Here is a 21,134-nt window from a genome sequence, read left to right on the forward strand (position 1 = left end):
CTATTCTTTGAGATTAAACACTCCGGTATGATTGTTTTCTTCCAGTTTTAACTGACTCCCGATGAGACCGATCTGCCCCAGGTGGTAAATATCATGCTGGATGATTCCTCGCAGAAGATAAGCGATGTCATAATCACGACCCGGAACAATTTCCTCGAGATACTCGTCGTTTTTCTGTTCCAAAAACTCGTAAATTTTCTGTTGGGCGGAAACCAGGTCCCGCTTAAGTTTTTCCCATTCTTCTTTGGAATCGACCCTGATCTTAGGCCAGTCGTTCGCTGAATCTATTTCAATGTCGTGCAATTCATTTCCCTGGAGTTTTTCCAATGCAAATTTTTTCCACTGAATAAGATGCATCACGATCTCTGCTGTAGTATGAGAATCTGGAATACAGGATTTGAAGCCAATGACATGAGGCACATTTTCCAGTTTTCGCATGACTGAAGTTCCGTACCATGGATCGCCCTCAAAAACTTCAGACATGGAGCGAATATAATTTTGCACCTTTTGATTCATGGTTCTCATTTTCTATTGGAAATTACGAAAATTGGCCCCTGTCGCTCGTTAAGCTTTTGCCAAAAACGCCTGAAACCGGGAATTTTAGGAAACTTTTTAGGTTCGGCAACGCAAAAAGATTGAACAAATTATAAAGTACTTTGAATTAGTTCTAAATAGTAGGTGAAATAGGAGTAATTTTTTGCTAGTAACTAATTCATACAGTACTTTTGCTGTTAAAATTTCATAAAACATTCAAGCTAATGGGTGGATTTCTAAAATCTTCAGTAGCAAAAAAGTTTGCTATGGCCTTATCAGGGCTTTTTCTGGTCCTTTTCTTACTTCAGCATTTTTCCATCAATTTTTTATCGGTTTTAAGTCCGGAACTTTTCAATGAGACCTCTCATTTCATGGGAACCAATGTTTTGGTCCAGTTCCTGCTTCAGCCGGTTTTAATACTTGGGATCATATTCCATTTCGTGATGGGCATTTACCTGGAAGTAAAGAACAACAAGGCCAGACCAGTGAAATACAAAAAATTCAACGGAGGCAGTAATTCATCCTGGATGTCCAGAAACATGATCTTTACCGGTCTTGTGGTTTTGGCTTTCCTGGGACTGCATTTTTACGATTTCTGGATTCCGGAGATTGTTCACAAGTATGTGGAAGGAAGCCCGGAAGATGCAGGCCGTTACTATGGGGAACTTGTGGAAAAATTTGAGGATCCTATTCGTGTTGGGCTGTATGTGATCTCATTCATATTCCTGATGCTGCACCTGCTTCACGGGTTTTCAGCCTCTTTCCAGAGTGCTGGATGGCATAGTAAGTACAAGCCATGGATCAGGAAGGCGACGGTAGCTTTTTCTGTGATCATTCCGCTTGGGTTTATTTTCATCGCCCTGTTTCATTACATTACTAACGTTTAATTAGGAGAGATTTATGTCAGTTTTAGAGTCTAAAATACCAGAAGGTCCTTTAGCAGAAAAATGGACCAACCACAAGAATAACATCAACCTGGTGAACCCTGCTAATAAACGTAACATCGATGTGATCGTGATCGGGACCGGTCTTGCGGGAGGAAGTGCTGCCGCGACATTGGCGGAGTTAGGATATAATGTTAAGACATTCTGCTACCAGGATTCTCCAAGACGTGCACACTCGATTGCCGCGCAGGGAGGAATCAACGCTTCCAAAAATTACCAGGGAGATGGTGATTCAGATTACCGCCTTTTTTACGATACTATTAAAGGGGGAGATTACCGCTCTCGAGAAGCGAATGTTTACCGTCTTGCGGAAGTTTCAGGAAATATTATTGACCAGTGCGTGGCACAAGGAGTTCCTTTTGCTCGTGAATACGGTGGTCTTTTAGATAACCGTTCTTTTGGTGGGGTTTTGGTTTCCAGAACCTTCTACGCAAAAGGACAAACCGGGCAACAATTATTACTTGGTGCCTATTCAGCAATGAACCGCCAGATCAACCGTGGTAAGATCAAACCTTACAACCGTCATGAAATGATGGATTTGGTATTGGTTGACGGGAAAGCACGCGGGATCATTGCCAGAGATATGGTAACCGGTGAGATCGAGCGTCATTCGGCTCACGCGGTCATTCTTGCCTCTGGTGGCTACGGAAACGTATTTTACCTTTCTACGAACGCGATGGGAAGTAACGTGATGGCAGCCTGGAGAGCACATAGAAGAGGTGCTTACTTTGCCAATCCATGTTACACTCAAATTCACCCAACCTGTATTCCGGTTTCTGGAGATCATCAGTCAAAATTGACGTTGATGTCTGAATCTTTGAGAAACGATGGTCGAATCTGGGTTCCGAAGAAGAAAGAAGATGCAGAAGCGATTCGGGAAGGAAAGAAGAAACCAACCGAACTTTCCGAAGAAGAAAGAGATTATTACTTAGAAAGAAGATACCCGGCATTTGGTAACCTCGTACCCCGAGATGTTGCTTCCAGAGCAGCCAAGGAACGTTGTGATGCCGGATTCGGAGTGAATAAAACCGGGGAGGCTGTTTTCCTTGATTTCGGAAGTGCTTTTGAGCGCTACGGAAAAGAAAAAGCCTATTCTTCCGGTCATAAAAACCCAACTCAGGAAGAGATCCTGAAATTAGGAAAAGACGTAGTGGAATCTAAATATGGGAACCTTTTCGAAATGTACGAGAAGATCACCGCGCAAAATCCATACGAAACCCCAATGATGATCTATCCTGCAGTGCACTACACCATGGGTGGCCTTTGGGTAGATTACAACCTGCAAACCACCATTCCTGGATGTTATGCAGCCGGGGAAGCAAATTTCTCTGATCACGGTGCCAACCGTCTTGGAGCTTCTGCATTGATGCAGGGTCTGGCAGACGGTTATTTCGTATTGCCGTATACCATTGGTGATTACCTTTCCAAAGATATCCGTACAGGAGCCATTCCAACCGATTCTGCGGAATTTGATCAGGCAGAAAAAGACGTTCGCGAGAAGATCGATAAGCTGATGAATGCCGGAGGACAGCATTCCGTAGATTATTACCATAAAAAACTTGGTAAGATCATGTGGAACAAATGCGGAATGTCCCGTAATGCCGAAGGTCTGAAAGAGGCGATTACTGAAATTCAGGAATTACGAGAGGATTTCTGGAAGAACGTAAAAGTCCCCGGAACTACCGATTCGAAGAATGCTGAATTGGAAAAGGCAGGCCGTGTGGCCGACTTCCTGGAACTTGGAGAACTATTCGCAAAAGATGCATTGCACCGCGAAGAATCCTGCGGAGGTCACTTCCGTGAAGAATACCAGACCGAAGAAGGGGAAGCCTTAAGGGATGATGAAAACTTCAAATACGTTGCTGCCTGGGAATATACCGGCAAACCAAGTGAAGCAGTACTTCACAAAGAGAACCTCGTGTTTGAAAATATCGAATTAAAAACCAGAAGTTATAAATAATCTGAAAGCTGAGAATTTCAGTTTTAAATCTTCAAGAATATTATGAAGCTCAAACTTAAAATATGGCGCCAGAAAAATGCCCAGGCCACCGGGAAGTTCGTAGATTATGATATCGACGGCGTGGATGGGGATATGTCTTTCCTTGAAATGATGGACGTGCTCAACGAGCAGCTGGTAGCCAAGGGAGAAGATACAGTAGAGTTTGACCATGACTGCCGTGAGGGTATTTGTGGTTCCTGCTCGCTACAGATCAACGGCGAACCTCATGGTCCTAATAGATTAACCGCAACCTGCCAGCTTCACATGCGTTCTTTCAACGATGGCGATACCATCGTGATTGAACCATTCCGGGCAAAGGCTTTTCCGGTGATCAAGGATTTGGTGGTAGACCGTTCAGCTTTTGACAGGATTCAGCAGGCATGGGGATATATTTCCGTGAATACCTCTGGAAATACACAGGATGCGAACAGCATTCCGGTTGAAAAAGAACATGCCGATGAATCTTTCAACGCCGCGACCTGTATTGGTTGTGGAGCCTGTGTGGCTGCCTGTAAGAATGCCAGCGCCATGCTGTTCACTTCCGCAAAGGTTTCTCAATACGCTTTGTTACCTCAGGGTCGTGTGGAAGCTACGGAAAGGGTGATGGCCATGGTTCGCCAGATGGACGAAGAAGGCTTCGGAAACTGTAGTAACACGGGGGCCTGCGAAGTAGAATGTCCAAAAGGAATTTCCCTTGAAAACATTGCGCGCATGAACCGCGAATTCATGAAAGCCAGCACCAAGAGCTAAGATCTCAACACCTTATAAATCGATCCCAAATTCCTATGGAGTTTGGGATTTTTTATGCATATTATCGAAAATCAGGAGTTATGGGAGCACTGCAATTCGAGTCAAAATTGCCAAAAAACGAGGTTAGTATTTTCACCGTCATGAGCGAAATGGCCACACAACACCAGGCCATCAATTTATCACAGGGATTTCCAAATTTTGAAACCGATAAGAAATTGAAGAAACTAGTCAATAAAGCCATGAAGAATGGCTATAACCAGTACCCTCCAGCCAACGGTGTGATCGCTCTTCGGGAAGCCATTAGTCACAAAATCGAAGCACTTCACGACACCTTTTACGACCCCATCTCTGAAATCACCGTTACTTCGGGCGCCACCGAAGCGCTTTACTGCGCCATAACCGCCTTTGTTCACCCGGGAGATGAAGTGATCGTGCTCAAACCTGCCTACGACACTTATGAACCAACCGTAGAGCTCAGCGGCGGAAAAGTGGTTCCAATTCAGCTTAAAGGAGCTGGATACGAATTAGACTGGCAGGAAGTGGAACAGGCAATTACCTCCAGAACCAGGATGATCATCATCAATACTCCGCACAATCCCACGGGGAAAGTCTTTTCGGAGGAGGATATGCTAAAACTCGAATTGCTACTGAAGGATACGGCTATTTTGCTGCTGAGTGATGAAGTTTATGAACACCTTATTTTCGACGAAAAAGTGCATCAAAGCGCCAGCAAATTCCCAAATCTTGCAGAACGGGCGATTGTTTGCGCTTCCTTCGGAAAAACATTTCATAACACCGGCTGGAAAACCGGATATTGCGTCGCTCCTGCGGAATTGATGAAAGAGATCCGGAAAATTCATGAAATGACCACGTTTTCGGTCAACCATCCTATGCAGCGCGCGTATAGCGAATACCTGAAAGATGAACGAACGTACCTGGATCTACCGAATTTCTATCAGCAGAAACGAGATCTTTTCCTGAACCTCATCAAATCTTCCAAATTCAGCTACACACCAAGTGAAGGCACCTATTTCCAACTTCTTGATTTTTCGGCAATCACCAGGGAACGAGATACGGAATTTGCCAAAAGGCTGATCACCGAGCACAACCTGGCTTCCATCCCGGTTTCCGTTTTCAATTTAGATCAGAAAGATCATCACCAACTGCGGTTTTGTTTCGCGAAAACTGACGAAACGCTGGAGAGAGCTGCCGAAATTCTGTGTACCTTGTAATATGCATCTGAACATTCAGGTTAACGGGCAGAACTTTATTTTACACGCTTCAGGTGCGATCTACTGGCCGGAGCAGGAAATCCTGCTGATTGCTGATGTGCACCTGGGAAAAGTGAGCCACTTCCGGAAGTATGGCAGCGCCGTGCCGTTGCCTGCAATAAGTTCCAATTTTGCCAAATTAGACCAGCTGCTGAAGACCTTCGATCCCGAACATATTGTGTTTCTCGGTGATCTATTCCACAGTTCGCTGAACAATGAATGGAAATTGTTCGAAAAATGGGTGTGGGAAACCGATCAGCAAATTCATCTGGTTGCCGGGAATCATGACATCATTTCACCGCTGAAATATGAAGCTATCGGCATCAGAATTCATTCAGAAATCATCATCGATGAATTTCAGTTTACGCATCACCCGCAGGAAGACGGTGCGTACTTCAATTTTTGCGGTCACATCCATCCCGGTTATAAAATGTACGGTGCCGGCAGGCAGTCTTTAAAATTACGCTGTTTTTTTATGCGGAAAAGGAAAATGATCCTTCCGGCTTTCGGCGAATTTACCGGAAATTATTTTCTAAAACCCATCGACGGAGAAAAGGTTTTTGCGATTACGGGAAAAGAAGTAATTTTAATCGCCTAAATCTGCCTACCATCATGATTAAAAGACTAGCCGTCCTGAATTTCCTTTCGCTACTGCTGGCGATAGCCGTTAATGTCCTCGCGCAGCTTGGGAAGATCAACGATCAAACCATTGGTGAAGTGAGCCATCGATACCCGAACCTATTTACTCCAGCCGATTATACGTTCAGCATTTGGGGCCTCATTTACCTGTCACTCCTGCTATTTACCGGCTATATGCTCACGGAAGCCTTTTCGAAAGAACGCAAAAAAGAGGTGGCTTTCATCAGGAAAACTTCTTTCTGGTTCATAATTACCAATATTGGGAATTGCCTCTGGGTGATAGCCTGGTTATACGAATTCAGCGGGATGGCGGTGGTACTACTGTTCCTGATGATGATGAAACTCATCAAGATCATCCTGAATACGGATATGGAGCTCTACAATGCACCTTTCAAGGTAATCGCATTCTACTGGTGGCCCATCTGCCTCTATTCAGGCTGGGTCGCCGTTGCCTGTATTACAAATGTCGCTTCGTTTCTTTCGGAATACGGCTGGCAGGGATCCGGTCTCACTCCACCAGAATGGACCATGATCATGATAGCCGCTACCGTGCTTTTAAATATCCTGATGATCTACTTGCGGAATATGCGGGAATTTGCCGCTGTAGGAATTTGGGCGCTCGTTGGCCTGTATGTAAGGCATTCTGCTGAAAATAGTGAAAACCAGATGCTGGCAAGAGTAGCTATGGCGGGAGCTATTTTGATATTTCTGAATGCTGCATACCACGGTTATAAAAATCGTAAGACCAACCCCATTTACAGGCTTATCAATGGTTCCTAAACCATCGCCTTGATGTCACTGGCCCAGCTGGGATAAGAGAAGATCATCCCCTTAAGGGTGCGGCAATCCAGTTTTCCGCAGATGGCCATCACGAACATATTGATCATTTCTGAAGCATCATCTCCAATAAGGTGTGCGCCTAAAACGAGTCCGGTTTTCTTATCCACGATCGTTTTATACGCGTAATAACTGGAATTAATGCGTTTTGCATTGAACCAGCCAGGGACATTCTTCTGTTCAACCTGAATGTCATAGCCTTTTTCCCGTGCCTCTTTTTCATGTAATCCCACGGAAGCAAGATTAGGCAGGGTGAAAACAACCGATGGTTGAGGCGGGTAATGAGCAATTTTATTTCGTTCCAGATTCAGGATATTTGCGGTTACAATCCGCGCTTCTTGCGAGGAAAGCGGTGTGAGCGGTAATCCTTCACTAGCCGATACATCTCCACAGGCATACACGTTCGGGTTGGTAGTACTTTGAAGATTTTCGTTCACCTCGATCCCTTTTCCTGAAAAGGCCACGTTTCCTTTTTCCAGTTCCAATTCATCGATTGAAGGCACTCTACCTGCGGCGTTTACGATCAATCGCGCATCCAGTTCGATCTTTTCACCATTTTTTCCGTTGGCGTGAACCCGGAAATTTTTCCGAAGCTGTTCCACTTCAGTGACCTTCGCGTTGAATACGAATTTGATCCCGATATCTTCGGAAGCCCGCTGCAAATAAGCCACCATATCCTCATCAAAATTGCTAAGCGGCCGGGACGCGCCATCGATCACCGTCACGTCTACCCCACAGCGTGCTGCGATATGGGCAAATTCCATCCCAATATATCCGGCTCCAATGAAGATCATGCTTTCCGGAAGCTCTTCCAGTTCCATAAAATCATCGCTGTTAATGGGAAATTCCCTGCCCGGGATTTTTAACTCCAGCGGTCTATTTCCCGTTGCAATCACGATCTTATCGGCAGTGACCGTTTTCCCTTCTACTGAAAGTGTTGTTTCATCCAGAAATTTGGGCGACTGATGGTACATTTTAAGACCAAGTTTTTGAAACTTTTTTTCGGTGGCTGCTGGTACCGCGCTGGTGAATTTCTTCTTGAACTGCAAGAGTTCAGACCAGCTCCATTCAGGCAGCTTCGCGATCCCGTTCCCTTTCATTTTAGCGGCACGATCGAGAATCTCAGTCAGCCCTACCAGTACTTTTTTAGGATCACATCCCCGATTGGCACAGGTTCCTCCAAATTCCCGGTTATCGGCGATCGCAACTTTTTTGCCGCTTTCCACGCATTCTCTGGCTACACTTTTACCGGCTGTTCCGGTTCCAATTACAAAAACATCAAAATGTTCAAATCCCATATCCTTTATTTTCTTGCGATCACGGTGTATCGGCAGGTATTTCAGCTGAAAAAGATACTAATAGCCCCAGTCTATCTGTGTTAGTATTATGATAAATTCCTTCAAAATGCTATTATATAGTTAAATATGACAGCTTGGGTTGTAAGACTTTAAGAGCGAAATTATCTTTGCAGCAATGAGTACAAATCTTATCGCGAAGAACTTTGCACAATCCCCGCTTCAGCAGGAATTGCGGGAAGCTATTGCCAATTCTGAAAAAATGCAGCTGAAAGGTCTTGTGGGATCTGCCCTTTCATTTGTGGTTGCTGATGCCTTTTCACAGGCAGAAAATCCGTTTTTACTGATTTTTAATGACAAGGAAGAGGCCGCTTACTACCTAAATGACCTGGAACAACTAATTGGAGACAAACAGGTTCTCTTCTATCCTGGCAGCTATCGCCGCCCTTACCAGATCGAGGAGACAGACAATGCCAATGTGTTGCTTCGCGCCGAAGTACTCAACCGCCTGAATTCCCGGAAAAAGCCGGCGATCATCGTTACGTACCCGGAAGCACTTTTTGAAAAAGTGGTTACCAAAAAAGAACTGGATCGCAGCACCCTGAAAATTTCCGTGGGAGATGAACTTTCTATCGATTTTGTCAATGAAATGCTTTTCGAATACCAGTTCAAACGGGTCGATTTTGTCACGGAACCCGGTGAGTTTTCGGTTCGGGGTGGTATAATAGACGTTTTTTCTTTTAGCCATGACGAACCCTATCGCGTTGAATTCTTTGGGGACGAGATCGACAGCATTCGTACTTTCGATGTGGAAACCCAGCTTTCAACTGATAAAAAGAAAAAAATCACGGTGATGCCAAATGTGGAAAACAAGCATTTGGACGAAATTCGCGAAAGCTTCCTAAAGTATATTTCAGATAAAACCATAGTTTTTCTCCGTAACCTGGACCTGCTTTCCGCACAAACCGATAAGCTGTTCGCCAAGGCAGAAGATGCGTTTAAAGAACTTTCAGAAAACGTCAAACACAGCGCACCAAAAGAACTTTTTTGCAACGCGGAACTGATCAAGAAGGAATTGCTCAACTTTACAACGGCAGAACTCGGGAACCAGGCTTTCCTTAACCCCAAAAAGATCCTGGAATTTCATACCAAACCACAACCTTCTTTTAATAAACAGTTTGAACTGCTCATTGAAAACCTGCTGGAAAACCAACGTAACGGCTATACCAATTACATTTGCTGCGTTAGCGAACAGCAGGCCAAACGTTTTCATGACATTTTCGAAGATCAGAAAGAAAAAGTGGAATATCAAACCCCTGTTTTTTCTATGTACCAGGGTTTTATTGATGAAGATTCCAAAACCATTGTTTACTCAGATCACCAGATATTTGAGCGTTATCACAAATTTCACCTGAAAAATGGCTACGCTAAAAAACAGGCAATTACACTGAAAGAGCTTACGAACCTCGAAGTAGGCGATTATGTCACACATATTGACCACGGAATTGGCAAATTTGGCGGGCTTCAGAAAATTGATGTGGAAGGCAAAAAACAGGAAGCCATCAAACTCATCTACGGTGAACGCGATATCCTGTACCTGAGCATTCATTCGCTACACAAGATTTCAAAATATAACGGGAAAGACGGGAAAGCGCCTAAGATCTATAAACTGGGCAGCAACGCCTGGAAAAACCTGAAAAAGAAAACCAAGGCCCGCGTCAAGCATATCGCCTACGACCTTATAAAGCTATACGCCAAGAGAAGGCTGGAAAAAGGTTTTCAGTATGGGCCCGATTCCTATTTACAGCACGAACTCGAAGCTTCCTTTATTTACGAGGACACGCCAGACCAAAGCTCGGCTACGGAAGCGGTCAAAAAGGATATGGAATCTTTGCAACCTATGGACCGGCTGGTTTGTGGAGATGTAGGCTTCGGAAAAACAGAAGTGGCCATCAGGGCTGCTTTCAAAGCTGTTGATAATGGCAAGCAGGTAGCCGTCCTGGTTCCTACTACAATTCTCGCCTTTCAGCATCATCAAACTTTCACCGAAAGACTGAAGGATTTCCCGGTACGAATTGATTACCTGAACCGTTTTCGAACTGCCAAGGAAAAAAGAGAGACCCTGCAGGACCTTGCTGACGGAAAAGTGGATATTATCATCGGGACCCACCAACTGGTAAACAAAACAGTAAAATTCAAAGATCTTGGGCTGCTCATTGTTGATGAGGAACAAAAATTTGGCGTTGCCGTAAAAGATAAGCTGAAAACGATTCGGGAGAATGTAGATACGCTTACCCTTACCGCCACACCAATTCCAAGAACCCTGCAATTCAGCCTGATGGCCGCTCGTGACCTATCTACGATCACGACCCCGCCTCCCAACCGCTACCCTATTGAAACCAATGTTATCCGTTTTTCGGAAGAAACTATTCGCGACGCGGTGAGTTACGAGATTCAGCGTGGCGGGCAGGTTTTTTTCATTCACAATCGCGTGGAAAACATCAAGGAAGTGGCCGGGATGATCCAGAGACTGGTTCCGGATGCCAAAATTGGCGTGGGACATGGCCAAATGGATGGGAAAAAACTGGAAAAACTGATGTTGAGCTTCATCAACGGGGAATTTGACGTGCTGGTTTCCACCACGATCGTAGAGAGTGGCCTGGACGTATCCAACGCCAATACCATTTTCATTAATAACGCTAATAATTTCGGGCTGTCTGATCTTCACCAGATGCGTGGTAGAGTTGGCCGAAGCAATAAAAAGGCGTTCTGCTACTTCATCACTCCGCCTTATTCGGCAATGACCGAAGATGCCCGTAAACGCATCACCGCCCTGGAACAGTTTTCAGAATTGGGAAGCGGTTTCAATATCGCTATGAAAGACCTTGAAATTCGCGGTGCAGGCGATCTTTTAGGAGGTGAACAAAGTGGGTTTATCAACGAAATTGGGTTCGACACTTATCAAAAGATCCTGAACGAGGCCATCGAAGAGCTAAAAGAAAATGAATTCCGCGAATTGTATAGTGATCAGGAAAACCTGGAAACCAAGGAATTTGTAAAAGACACGCAGATCGATTCCGATTTTGAGCTATTGTTCCCAGATGACTACATCAATAATATTTCAGAACGACTGAATCTTTACACCAAATTGAATGAGTTAAAGACCGAAAATGAATTGCAGCAATTTGAAGCTGAACTGGTAGACCGATTTGGAGAATTGCCAACGCAGGCCACCGATCTTTTGAATAGTGTTCGTATCAAATGGATCGCCGCGCATTTAGGCCTGGAGAAAATCATCATGAAAAAAGGCAAATTTGTAGGTTATTTCATTGCAGATCAAAATTCCAGATTTTACCAGACAAAAAATTTCACGAAGATCCTGCAGTATGTACAAACCCATTCGCATACCTGCAAAATGAAGGAAAAACAAACCAGAAATGGTCTTCGGTTATTGCTGACTTTTGAAAAGATCACATCGGTAGAAAGAGCATTAAAAGTGCTGCAACCGCTGGATTTCAGAAATATTGAAGAGCCCGCAAGCGCTTAATTTCCGGAAAGCCTGAAATTATCCAGGTCGTAGGTCGTGGTCTTATCAGGTGCGGCACCGAGATACTGAAACCCGATCCAGATCTTGTCTCCAAGACAGGAAACATCGATCATCGATTTTCTGAAATTAGACAGGTAAGCCCCGGAAGGCCCCAAAGGAATGTTCGCATCTAGTGGCTCCCAGTTGGTAGTTCGAGGATCTCCCGAAAAATTCCTGGTCACGAAAACCTTTAGGAACATCCCATTATCGTACCCTGCCAACAGGTCAAAACTAAGCGTTGCGGTGTTCCAACCAGACAAATCCAGCTCGGGAGAAACCAGCCAGGCTTCCAGCGGACTTTCATTGGTGTTGTAAGCGGTGATTCTTAAAACCCGATTTCCATTGGAAAGTGTTGGCGTCCATTTCTTTTCACCTCCGCTACTATTCACATTTGTCCAGTGCCGGGAATTGAGAGTAGTATTGGAAGTCACTCCGTCAAAATTCTCCTCAAAAATCACCTGCGATCCCATTTCGGGATTATCGCTGCAATTAGCAAATTCCGGATCGCATCGTTCACCATTGAATTGTATTTTTTCAGGCGAATTCAAAACGATCACAAAATGTTCATCATAAAAATCTCGTGTCAGAACTCCTTCCACACTCCCTGAACCAGAGGGGAGTAGTAATGAACGAAAATCAGCATAAGTACTGGTGCTCAAAATTGTGGTTTCGCCGGTTTCACAACTTTCCAGCTCTCGTGCCCCGTCGTACTGATCGGCAATATTGGAAGCAAAAGAATATAGATCGTTTTCTCGCACCAGTGTGCGGTCAAACTGTACGTTGTTCAGCCGTATATAAAGATTATTCAGGTCGCTGCTGAAATCAGCTATTCGAAGGCTCAATGGAACTATTTCCGAAATTTTGTCACTTCTCATCACAAAATCATCGATCATGGAAGAAGGAATCGCCACGACATCTCCCCTATTCTGAAGGCCGAGTTGTAAAACGCCATTACTAAAGGCCATGCTCAATCCATCTAGTTTGATATACAGCTTTCTTCCGAAGTCAAAGGTCGAAGACAGAGAATTATCATCAAGTAATATCTGGATTCCTGCAGTAGGGTTTTCCGGCCGGTCCTGGAGCACCAGCTTTTTATAGAAATTTCCAGCCAGGTCACTGCTTACCACATAGGCTTCGAACCAGGTATTGGTATATCGAAAAGTATATACTTCCCCGGTAGAAAAATCAAAATTGCCTTTGACAGCTTTAATACTCGTGAGGTTTCCCGTGAATTCGGGTTCTATAATAGTAAGGTCAGGCAGATCATAATCATCAGTCGTCACACAGGAATTTAGTAGTAGCAACAGGCTTAAAGCGAGGAAATTTTTCATTGGTTAGAATCGCAGGTTTAAATTGATAAAAAAGGAGGTACCGGGGCCATACCAGTATTTGGAAGCGAAGAGCGGAAATTCCCGGTCGCTGTCTTCTTTTAACTCCCGATAATTCGAATTCCTGGATTGTTCGAAGCCTCCGGTTTTGTAAAGCGTATTCAAAATATTATTCAAACTGGCAAAAAGCCCCAGATATTTATCTTTCAGTCTCCAGGATTTTCCTCCAGTGGCATTCCACAGAAAATAACTGTCGAATTGTTCCTGTTTGAGCAGCTTTCTCGCAACATCCTCATCATAACCTACCAATGGCAGCCCATCATAATCTCGCTGAAAATTCAGCGTTCGATTGAGCGGATTGCTGTCAATAAAGCTGCGATCAAAATAATTCAGGCTCGAACTGAACCACCAGAAATCGGTATCGCGATATTCGAAACCCAACTGGGCAGCAGTTTGCGGACCACCCGGCAGGTGATAATTTTTTAAATAAGCCTCGCCATAATTTAAAATTTCAGCGAAAGCAGATGAAGACAGCATCAAATTGGGATTATTAGCATAGCTATTTTCGCCCAGACCGAGGGCAGATTTCAGTTTCAGGCTGGGAGTAAGCTGATATTCCGTTCCGAATTCCATTCCGTAGTATCTTTTATGTATATTCTGAAGGATCTCCTGGACAAATGCCGCCGTATTTTCGCGCTCCAGTCCGGAAAGCCCTTCCGTGAAATAAAAAGAAATCTCGGTAGCATCTCGAACTTCGGAAATATAACCGGTAAGCCTCAGGTTAAAATCAGAACTGCGAAAACGGTAAGAAAAATCCCCTGCCAAAATTTTTTCTGATTGTCCATCAGGAACCAAAAGATCGGTCTGGCGCGGATTCACAAAAACCGATTCATAGCCAGGTGCCCTCCCAAACCAGGCGAAGTTTGCCTCCACATTTTGCCTTCCGGATATTTTATAAATGCTTCCTGCCTTCAAACCGAAATTCTTAAAATCGGAAAGCTCGCTTTTCCCCAGTGAAGTTTCCGGATGAAGTCCGTTTTGATAATTTCCATTCCTTCGATAAGCCGTTCCCGAGGCCTGGATCGCTCCGAAAAGCTCCCATTTTGGTCCGGAAAATTCCACTTTTCCGAATAAACTGGAATGATAGCCCAAAACCGCATAATCATATTTATATCGCTGGTCTTCGGAAACGAGTCGGTTAAAATTCTGCAAATCACTTTGCTTGGATGATCCGGTGGCAGCAGGGTCTTCCGCATAAATATCGACATCCAGAAAAGATTTTCCTCCAAGCAAATCTTCGATTCTTCCGAAATGTCCATTCCGGAAAATCCGGGTATTCACCCCTGCGTCAATTTTCAGATGAGGAGAAAATTGATGGGAGAAATTGGACATTCCCGATATTCTCTGGGGACTCATCACATCACTGACCATAGCATAGATCGCATTTTGCCCGTGAGTGGCAGCCTGTAAGTTTGCTTCGTATAAGGCACTCCAGTCTAACTGGCCATTTTCCTCCAATTCCTGTCGTGCCCTCCAGGCCGATTCGTAATTGGTCGTTGTTGCTGATCGCAGGAAATAAGACGGTAAATTTTGATAATAGGCAGGGTCCGGGTTGGTTCCCGGAACCGAATAATAGTACTGCGAATCTACCAGGTTTGCCGTGCTGCCACCGTAATCGATTCTGGAGTTGCTCATTTCGCCAGCTTCCAACATAATTCCGGAAAGGAGTTCAGAACTTGCATTCAGCTGCCAGGAATGCAGTAATTGTACTACGGGAAGCGTAATTTTTTTGATCCGTGAATTCCGAATGTCTCCCTCCTGGTAACCCCAGTAAGGATTATAATAGCGCCCTTTAAGCTCAAAAATTTCTTCTGAAAGGGGTGCCGATTTCCCTCTTTCTGAAGGAGTATAGAAAAAAGCCAAATTCAGAAAAGACTTTTCAGACAGTTTTTTTTCTACCGCTGCAAAGAAAGAAGCCGCATCGTATAACGTGCCTTCTACCAAACCTTCATCGGCAAACCGCCTACTGCCCGAAACCGTATAATACCAGCCATTACCCACCTCTCCGGAAGCATAAGTAACCATGAATCTACCATTGTAACTTCTGTTCGATACCGAGGCGGTGATACGCCCACCCCTGGCGTAGCGGGAAGCGCGCATGGTAAAATTGATCGTTCCGGCCAGCGAACCAAAAGCATTTTCAGCCGGAAAAAGACCGGTAGTGAACGATTGATTCCTTTGCACATCATTGAGACCACCCCACTCGCTCCAGATGGGCCTGGAATTATTGTCCTGGCTCATTTCAAAGCCGTTGATGAGGACTTTGGCATATTCTGAACCCAAACCGCGCGGCCGGTAAAAAGTCTGACTAAAATCAAAGGCAGCTGCATTTTGAAAGACATCTCGCGAAGACTGCAGAATTCCAGAAATATTATCGGCTACGGTTTCCTCGTCGTTCAATTCCGCTTCTGTGAGAAATACGGTTGCCAGCTGCGTATTCTCGAAAGAAATATCTGGTTCGAGGTACAGCACTCCCAGCGACCTCTTATCAATGGAGGTTCTAACCGGGATCCGTTTAGGAAGATAACCTGCTTTCTCTATTTTTAGAATATATTCTTCAGCGGCAACTTCAGAAATACTGATGTCAAAAAGCCCGTTTTCGTCTGAAAACCCTTCATAGTTCAGGCTTTCGATGGAAATTTTTACCTGCGGAAGGGCCACTTCCGTGAAAGCATCCAGGAAGCTACCTTCCACTTTAATTTCCTGCCCAGAAATACCCGAAACCCACAACAGGCAAACGGCATACAGCACATATTCTCTCTTCATTTAAATGCCTCATGGAAAGCTTAAAAATTTCCGCAGAATCAAATATATAACAAAGTAATTTTGAGTAATTTAAATTCTTACAACAAAATTTTTATGCGTGAACGTTAATTTTGAAATGATCAGGAAAATAGGGATGTTTGTAGCCATTATGAGTTATTCATCCTACAATTTTGCGCAAGGGGAACGTGCTTATCAGCTGGAAACTGTCGCCTTTTATAATCTCGAGAACTTTTTTGATACGGTTGATGACCCGAATACGTTCGATGATGATCGTACGGCAAACGGAAAGGATCGCTGGGATGACAAACGTTTTCAACGAAAACTGGAAAATATCAGTAAGGTACTTTCAGAAATTGGAACCGGCATGAACACCAATCCACCTGCGGTAATCGGGCTTTGCGAGGTTGAAAACCGGACGGTGCTGGATCGCCTGGTTGCAATGCCGGCACTTTCGGCTTATCAATATGCCTATATTCATTTTGATTCCCCCGACGAGCGAGGTGTGGATGTGGCGCTTTTATACCGTAAAGCGGCCTTTCGGCCTTTACAATCTAAAAATCACAAACTGCTCATCTTTGAAGCCGATCAACCTGGAAAAAGAGATTACACCAGGGATCAACTCGTGGTAAGCGGTCTGCTTCACGGAGAAGAGATCAGTTTTATCGTGAATCACTGGCCTTCAAGAGGTGGCGGGGAATTGAAAAGTTCCTATAAAAGGGAAAAAGCAGCGGCGCTGAACAGGCGAATTATTGACTCGCTTCGGAAAGAACATGGAGATGCCCGAATCATCGCAATGGGCGATTTTAATGACGATCCTACCGATAAGAGTTTTAAGAAAATCCTGCAAACCAAATCCAGCAAGGAAAATCTAAAACCTGATGAATTGTATAATCCTATGGAACTGATGCTGAAAAACGGAAAGGGCAGCCTGGCTTATCGGGATAGTTGGAACCTTTTTGACCAGTTCTATATGAGCGGGAATCTGGTAAACAGTCAACACGAAGGCTTCCAGTTCTATAAAGCTGAAATTTTCACTGCTCCTTATTTAATTACCCAAAGCGGACAATTCAGAGGTTATCCATATCGCACTTATGGCTATTCCGGTTACGAAGGTGGTTACAGTGATCACTTCCCGGTATATCTGTACCTGATCAGGAATTCTTCGGAATAAAAAAGCCCGGATAAACCGGGCTGAATATGTTAGAACCATGCACTCCAGGGAATGCGCGAAAGTACCACGATCAATGCCAGCGTATAAAATATCGCCAGGGTTTTGAATTTGGGTTTCGAGGTCAGTTTTTTCTTGTGTTTGGAATACCCGATGGTGATCAGGGCGATGGCAATAATCATCATTAGCGGATGCTCTACATTGTATAACCGCAAAGTAGAATCACTCATTACGCCTCCCATGCCTTCTTCTGCCCACATTTTGAAATAGGGAGCAGAAAAATATAGCACAATCCCGATTAGTAACTGAATATGACTAACAATCAGGGTAAAGAGCGCTATCTGGAAATTGGTGGAACCATATTCTTTATTAGTCACAAAACCAATGATGGCATTAAAACTGGCAATCAGCAACATGAAGAGCACCAGATAGGCCCAATATGAATGTATAAACTGAACAACTTCGTACATAAAGATAATTTTTAGATTATTCCCAACGATTTTCGGCAGCAGCACCGCCCCAGATCATGGTTGCAAGATACGGATTATCAATAAACGGATTACGGTTACCCTGCGCATCCTCGATTACGTTATTTCGCTGCATTTCAAATTCAGAAACAGGATCTTCCCTATTCCACTCCAGGAATAGTTCCAGGGAACCTACTTCGTTAAATTCATCTCCATAGCGAAGATTCACATACATCACCATTCTTGCAACATCTCCTCTCCAGTCATCTCCAGGGTACCAGCTATTGCCATTAATCAGCTTGTACTCCCCGCTTCCATCGGTATACGGGTAATTCAGTCGTTCTGAGTTCACCTCGGTATCAGCAACCCTCATATGATGCATATCATTAGCCGCTTCATCTTCGTTCAATAAAGATTGCGGATAGATGTGCTCGGTATTATAGGTTTCCCCTTCGCTAAGATCTCCCAATTGGTACTCATCATCCGGGCGCTTTTCACCAGAATACATCAGGATCACCATGCTCGCATCATCAGGATCAGCGTCAGCATCATACAAATAATCATGACGATCTGAATATTCGAGTCGGTTCACGTGCATAGTAGTGGTAAATTCAGCAAGGCTGGTGTATAGCAAATCTGAGTTACTGATAAATACCATGGAATCGTAATAATCCTGAAGACTTGCCGGAATATTAAAGGATACCGCTTCAACAACACTTACGGTAACCGTTGCAGTAGAACAGGTTGCGACCGCATCGTCGTCACAAATCGTATAGGTAAACGTATCATCACCTTTGAAACCAGAAGCTGGTTTGTAGGTTATGGTTCCGTCAGCATTTAAAGTTATGGTTCCCTTGCTACCTGTATCATCGATGGATGATAGCGTGGCATCATCCAAAAGATCATCATTTGCCAGAAGATCATCAAAGGTTACAGCAGATGTTCCAAATTCCACGATTTCCGTATCATCTTCTGCGGAAGGAGATCCGGTATCCACAACCGTCATCGTGATGGTCGCGGTGGAGCAATTTGGCGTATCATCATCATCACAAAGCGTATAGGTAAAAGTATCTTTTCCGGAAAAACCCGTGTTAGGCTCGTATAAAATGGAACCGTCTTCCTGAAGAGTAACCGTAGCATTTCCGCTTTCTGAAGTAACTTCGGTGACCACGGCATTATCAATAACCGTATCATTTTCGAGGTAATTTTTAATTTCCAGGCTTTTATCTTCCTCTACCTGATAGGCGTCATCCTGGGCGACCGGTTCCCCGGCATCCCCTACTGTTACAGTCACCTTTGCGGTAGAACAGCGGTCTGAATCTCCAGGAACACAAATCGTATAAGTGAATGTATCATCGCCTTTAAAGCCGCTGGCCGGCGTATAGGTATATGTCCCATCTCTGTTATCTTCCACAGTTCCGCCTTCGGTGGTTTCGGTGTCGAAGTCGAAGATTCTGGCATTATCAACAATATCGTCGTTATCTAACAGGATATCATCTTCAAAAGTATAAGGTTCATCCTGAACGGCAGACAGTGCATCAGCGTTAGCGACAGGATCTTTATCGGGTTCGGGTATAGGAGTGGGACTGGGATTGTCTTCTTTACTACAACCGACAATAATGATAAAAGCAAATAGGTAAAAGAACTTCTTCATGAAATCAATTTTAAGGGCTACAAATATCGGTTAATTAAGGCAATAAAAAAACCTCCTGATTATCACAATCAAGAGGTTTTTTATCATAACTCAAATACTAAAGCTTATTCGAACAGAACCCATTCTCCACCTTGTTTGATCAGGTAGATATCTTCAGTAGTATTGGATCCGTTGTAAATATCGTATGTCAAAAGATATTTTTGTCCTTCAGCAGCGCCGCCAGCGATTTCATCAAGCAGGGCGTTCATCGCCTCAAGGATCATTTCATCACTCCAGTAAGCGCTAGCCCCTGGTCTGCGGTCAAAATTGTTATAACGCTCCATACTGGCTACAGCAGTAGCATAATCAGCATTTCCTGCAAGCGCATCCGCAATGATACCATAATCTGTACCGCCTAAAGCATATTTAATGGTGTTATCTGGCACCCACATTCCATCCTGGTAACCGAACTTCAGCGTTTCAGTTACAACAGATGGGATTACAGACCAGCTTCCGTTCTCGAACAAGAAGTTCGCGTATTCTGTTGTGGTACCACCATCATAAAACTTATAAGCAACAGCCTTCATTTCACCTTCCTCCGCATATGGGAAGTTCAATTTCAAATACGTAGCAATTTTAGCGAAAGCTTCGTCTTCGTCATCAAAGTTTGAGTAAGACTGACCGAATTCTTCTGTGTACGCAGAATCTGGAATCATAAATGGCTCATCCCAGCTTCCGTTAGTGTAAGCAAATACCTTTGTTTCCTCAATCGTTGAGACAGAAGCATTGGTATCTACTACATACGCGTCACCTTGCAAGATCAAAGAGATCACATTGGTAGAAACTGAACCGCTGTAAGTAGCATAAGAAACTTCGAATTGAGTACCTTCAGTAGCATCTGGATATTTTTCCATTAGCAATGCGTTGAAAGCTTCCAAAAGCATGGCATCGCTCCAGTAGTTAGCGCTGGTGCTTCTGATATCAAAACTGTGATACTGAGCTACGTTTCCGGCAGGTCCTGGATAAGCTTCTGCAAATTCAGCACCGATGAAATCGTAATCTTCCGGAGAATCAAATTCATAAGAAGTTCCTCCAACAGCGATGTAGGCATTTCCGTCAAACTGAACAGTCATGCTCTCAGTTCCTGAACTACCATCATAAATGTCATAAGTCACATTGTATTTCTGACCTTTTACATCTCCAAATTCTTCTGAAATCACAATTGCAAGAGCTTTTACGATCATCTCGTTACTCCAGTAAGCGTCTCTATCTGATCTTCGATCGAAGTTACCGTACTGTGCAGCGCTGGAAGCAGCATCTGGATACTCATCAGCCAATTCTTCGCCGATCAGGTCAAAATCAGCATCAGTTAAAGTATAGCTCTTTTCTTCAGCCAAAATCATGTAAGTAAGCTTTACGTAAGCTCCTTCTTCTGCCTGAGGATATTTAGCATCTAGGAAATCTGCGATTTCCCCCATGCCTGAGAAATACCCATTAGAAAGATCAATTGAAGCATAATCAGAAGAAGTTACTGTATATTCCTCTACTCTCAAAGGATCATAAAGATCGAAAGATACGTTCAATTGAGAACCTGCACCGTAAGTAGGATATAGGTCACTCAACAAAGTCGGGATCAATTCTTTAGCATCATCCAGAGAGCTGAAGTTTGGAAAGTTTTGCCCAAGCTCCTCATAATCATCCTCTGTAAGTGTATAATCGGCATCTGCAACGGCTAGCTGACCGTCCAGCTCAGCGTCGATTTCATCATGGATGTCTTCCATAGGGTTACAGCCCACAAAAGCCATAACTCCTAATAACATCGTTAGATAATAGAATGTCTTTTTCATTATGTGTTTT

15 protein-coding genes are annotated in these 21,134 nt (G+C 44.0%); 8 read left to right on the forward strand and 7 right to left on the reverse strand.

Features of this window, described 5'->3' with window-relative positions:
• Positions 1 to 516: a DinB family protein gene (locus GRFL_RS06150; RefSeq protein ID WP_158091601.1), complete on the reverse strand. Its 516-nt coding sequence runs from the start codon at positions 514 to 516 to the stop codon at positions 1 to 3.
• A 242-nt stretch (positions 517 to 758) separates the two neighbouring features.
• Between GRFL_RS06150 and GRFL_RS06155 the strand changes: the two genes are divergently transcribed.
• The 6 genes from GRFL_RS06155 (at position 759) to GRFL_RS06180 (ending at position 6,917) form a co-directional block, all read left to right on the forward strand.
• A complete protein-coding gene (locus tag GRFL_RS06155) occupies positions 759 to 1,421 on the forward strand; it encodes a succinate dehydrogenase cytochrome b subunit (RefSeq protein WP_083643777.1) in 663 nt (220 codons plus the stop codon).
• 13 nt (positions 1,422 to 1,434) lie between these two features.
• Complete coding sequence (locus GRFL_RS06160) at positions 1,435 to 3,438, forward strand: fumarate reductase/succinate dehydrogenase flavoprotein subunit (protein ID WP_083643778.1); 2,004 nt, start codon at positions 1,435 to 1,437, stop codon at positions 3,436 to 3,438.
• A 42-nt stretch (positions 3,439 to 3,480) separates the two neighbouring features.
• Positions 3,481 to 4,227 (forward strand): succinate dehydrogenase/fumarate reductase iron-sulfur subunit, encoded by a 747-nt coding sequence (locus GRFL_RS06165; RefSeq protein ID WP_083643779.1) that lies wholly within the window; start codon positions 3,481 to 3,483, stop codon positions 4,225 to 4,227.
• Positions 4,228 to 4,307: 80 nt separating this feature from the next.
• Complete coding sequence (locus GRFL_RS06170) at positions 4,308 to 5,459, forward strand: methionine aminotransferase (RefSeq protein ID WP_083643780.1); 1,152 nt, start codon at positions 4,308 to 4,310, stop codon at positions 5,457 to 5,459.
• Between the two features lies 1 nt (position 5,460).
• Positions 5,461 to 6,096 carry a ligase-associated DNA damage response endonuclease PdeM gene (gene pdeM, locus GRFL_RS06175; protein ID WP_083643781.1) on the forward strand — a complete coding sequence of 212 codons (636 nt, stop codon included), beginning with the start codon at positions 5,461 to 5,463 and terminating at the stop codon, positions 6,094 to 6,096.
• Positions 6,097 to 6,110: 14 nt separating this feature from the next.
• Positions 6,111 to 6,917, forward strand: a complete 807-nt coding sequence (locus GRFL_RS06180) for a hypothetical protein (RefSeq protein ID WP_083643782.1) — start codon at positions 6,111 to 6,113, stop codon at positions 6,915 to 6,917.
• On the opposite strand, the gene GRFL_RS06185 is transcribed toward GRFL_RS06180, so the two are convergent.
• The gene (locus tag GRFL_RS06185; protein WP_083643783.1) at positions 6,914 to 8,272 is read right to left on the reverse strand and encodes a dihydrolipoyl dehydrogenase family protein; all 1,359 of its coding nucleotides are present in this window, start codon (positions 8,270 to 8,272) and stop codon (positions 6,914 to 6,916) included. The two genes, GRFL_RS06180 and GRFL_RS06185, sit on opposite strands and share 4 nt — an antisense overlap.
• A 175-nt stretch (positions 8,273 to 8,447) precedes the next feature.
• Between GRFL_RS06185 and mfd the strand changes: the two genes are divergently transcribed.
• Positions 8,448 to 11,816, forward strand: a complete 3,369-nt coding sequence (gene mfd, locus GRFL_RS06190; protein WP_083643784.1) for a transcription-repair coupling factor — start codon at positions 8,448 to 8,450, stop codon at positions 11,814 to 11,816.
• On the opposite strand, the gene GRFL_RS06195 is transcribed toward mfd, so the two are convergent.
• Positions 11,813 to 13,186 carry a DUF5689 domain-containing protein gene (locus tag GRFL_RS06195; RefSeq protein WP_083643785.1) on the reverse strand — a complete coding sequence of 458 codons (1,374 nt, stop codon included), beginning with the start codon at positions 13,184 to 13,186 and terminating at the stop codon, positions 11,813 to 11,815. The genes mfd and GRFL_RS06195 overlap by 4 nt on opposite strands.
• Before the next feature lie 3 nt (positions 13,187 to 13,189).
• A complete protein-coding gene (locus GRFL_RS06200) occupies positions 13,190 to 16,009 on the reverse strand; it encodes a TonB-dependent receptor (RefSeq protein ID WP_083643786.1) in 2,820 nt (939 codons plus the stop codon).
• Between the two features lie 115 nt (positions 16,010 to 16,124).
• Here GRFL_RS06200 and GRFL_RS06205 point away from each other — a divergent pair, with 115 nt between their 5' ends.
• Complete coding sequence (locus tag GRFL_RS06205) at positions 16,125 to 17,180, forward strand: endonuclease/exonuclease/phosphatase family protein (RefSeq protein WP_083643787.1); 1,056 nt, start codon at positions 16,125 to 16,127, stop codon at positions 17,178 to 17,180.
• Positions 17,181 to 17,209: 29 nt separating this feature from the next.
• On the opposite strand, the gene GRFL_RS06210 is transcribed toward GRFL_RS06205, so the two are convergent.
• The 3 genes from GRFL_RS06210 to GRFL_RS06220 all read right to left on the reverse strand — a co-directional run bounded on the left by GRFL_RS06210 (position 17,210) and on the right by GRFL_RS06220 (position 21,124).
• Positions 17,210 to 17,647: a hypothetical protein gene (locus tag GRFL_RS06210; protein WP_083643788.1), complete on the reverse strand. Its 438-nt coding sequence runs from the start codon at positions 17,645 to 17,647 to the stop codon at positions 17,210 to 17,212.
• A 16-nt stretch (positions 17,648 to 17,663) separates the two neighbouring features.
• Positions 17,664 to 19,298 (reverse strand): Ig-like domain-containing protein, encoded by a 1,635-nt coding sequence (locus GRFL_RS06215; protein WP_083643789.1) that lies wholly within the window; start codon positions 19,296 to 19,298, stop codon positions 17,664 to 17,666.
• 104 nt (positions 19,299 to 19,402) lie between these two features.
• Positions 19,403 to 21,124, reverse strand: a complete 1,722-nt coding sequence (locus GRFL_RS06220; RefSeq protein WP_083643790.1) for a hypothetical protein — start codon at positions 21,122 to 21,124, stop codon at positions 19,403 to 19,405.
• Positions 21,125 to 21,134 lie beyond the last annotated feature (10 nt).

Source organism: Christiangramia flava JLT2011 (genome assembly GCF_001951155.1).
In the GTDB taxonomy this organism is placed as follows: domain Bacteria; phylum Bacteroidota; class Bacteroidia; order Flavobacteriales; family Flavobacteriaceae; genus Christiangramia; species Christiangramia flava.

Bases quoted from the DNA above. Each gene is read 5' to 3' on its own strand.
- GRFL_RS06205 (WP_083643787.1), top strand. From the start codon at position 16,125: ATGATCAGGAAAATAGGGATGTTTGTAGCCATTATGAGTTATTCATCC.
- GRFL_RS06220 (WP_083643790.1), bottom strand. From the start codon at position 21,124: ATGAAAAAGACATTCTATTATCTAACGATGTTATTAGGAGTTATGGCT.
- pdeM (WP_083643781.1), top strand. From the start codon at position 5,461: ATGCATCTGAACATTCAGGTTAACGGGCAGAACTTTATTTTACACGCT.
- GRFL_RS06150 (WP_158091601.1), bottom strand. From the start codon at position 516: ATGAATCAAAAGGTGCAAAATTATATTCGCTCCATGTCTGAAGTTTTT.
- mfd (WP_083643784.1), top strand. From the start codon at position 8,448: ATGAGTACAAATCTTATCGCGAAGAACTTTGCACAATCCCCGCTTCAG.
- GRFL_RS06215 (WP_083643789.1), bottom strand. From the start codon at position 19,298: ATGAAGAAGTTCTTTTACCTATTTGCTTTTATCATTATTGTCGGTTGT.
- GRFL_RS06155 (WP_083643777.1), top strand. From the start codon at position 759: ATGGGTGGATTTCTAAAATCTTCAGTAGCAAAAAAGTTTGCTATGGCC.
- GRFL_RS06180 (WP_083643782.1), top strand. From the start codon at position 6,111: ATGATTAAAAGACTAGCCGTCCTGAATTTCCTTTCGCTACTGCTGGCG.
- GRFL_RS06165 (WP_083643779.1), top strand. From the start codon at position 3,481: ATGAAGCTCAAACTTAAAATATGGCGCCAGAAAAATGCCCAGGCCACC.
- GRFL_RS06160 (WP_083643778.1), top strand. From the start codon at position 1,435: ATGTCAGTTTTAGAGTCTAAAATACCAGAAGGTCCTTTAGCAGAAAAA.
- GRFL_RS06185 (WP_083643783.1), bottom strand. From the start codon at position 8,272: ATGGGATTTGAACATTTTGATGTTTTTGTAATTGGAACCGGAACAGCC.
- GRFL_RS06195 (WP_083643785.1), bottom strand. From the start codon at position 13,186: ATGAAAAATTTCCTCGCTTTAAGCCTGTTGCTACTACTAAATTCCTGT.
- GRFL_RS06210 (WP_083643788.1), bottom strand. From the start codon at position 17,647: ATGTACGAAGTTGTTCAGTTTATACATTCATATTGGGCCTATCTGGTG.
- GRFL_RS06200 (WP_083643786.1), bottom strand. From the start codon at position 16,009: ATGAAGAGAGAATATGTGCTGTATGCCGTTTGCCTGTTGTGGGTTTCG.
- GRFL_RS06170 (WP_083643780.1), top strand. From the start codon at position 4,308: ATGGGAGCACTGCAATTCGAGTCAAAATTGCCAAAAAACGAGGTTAGT.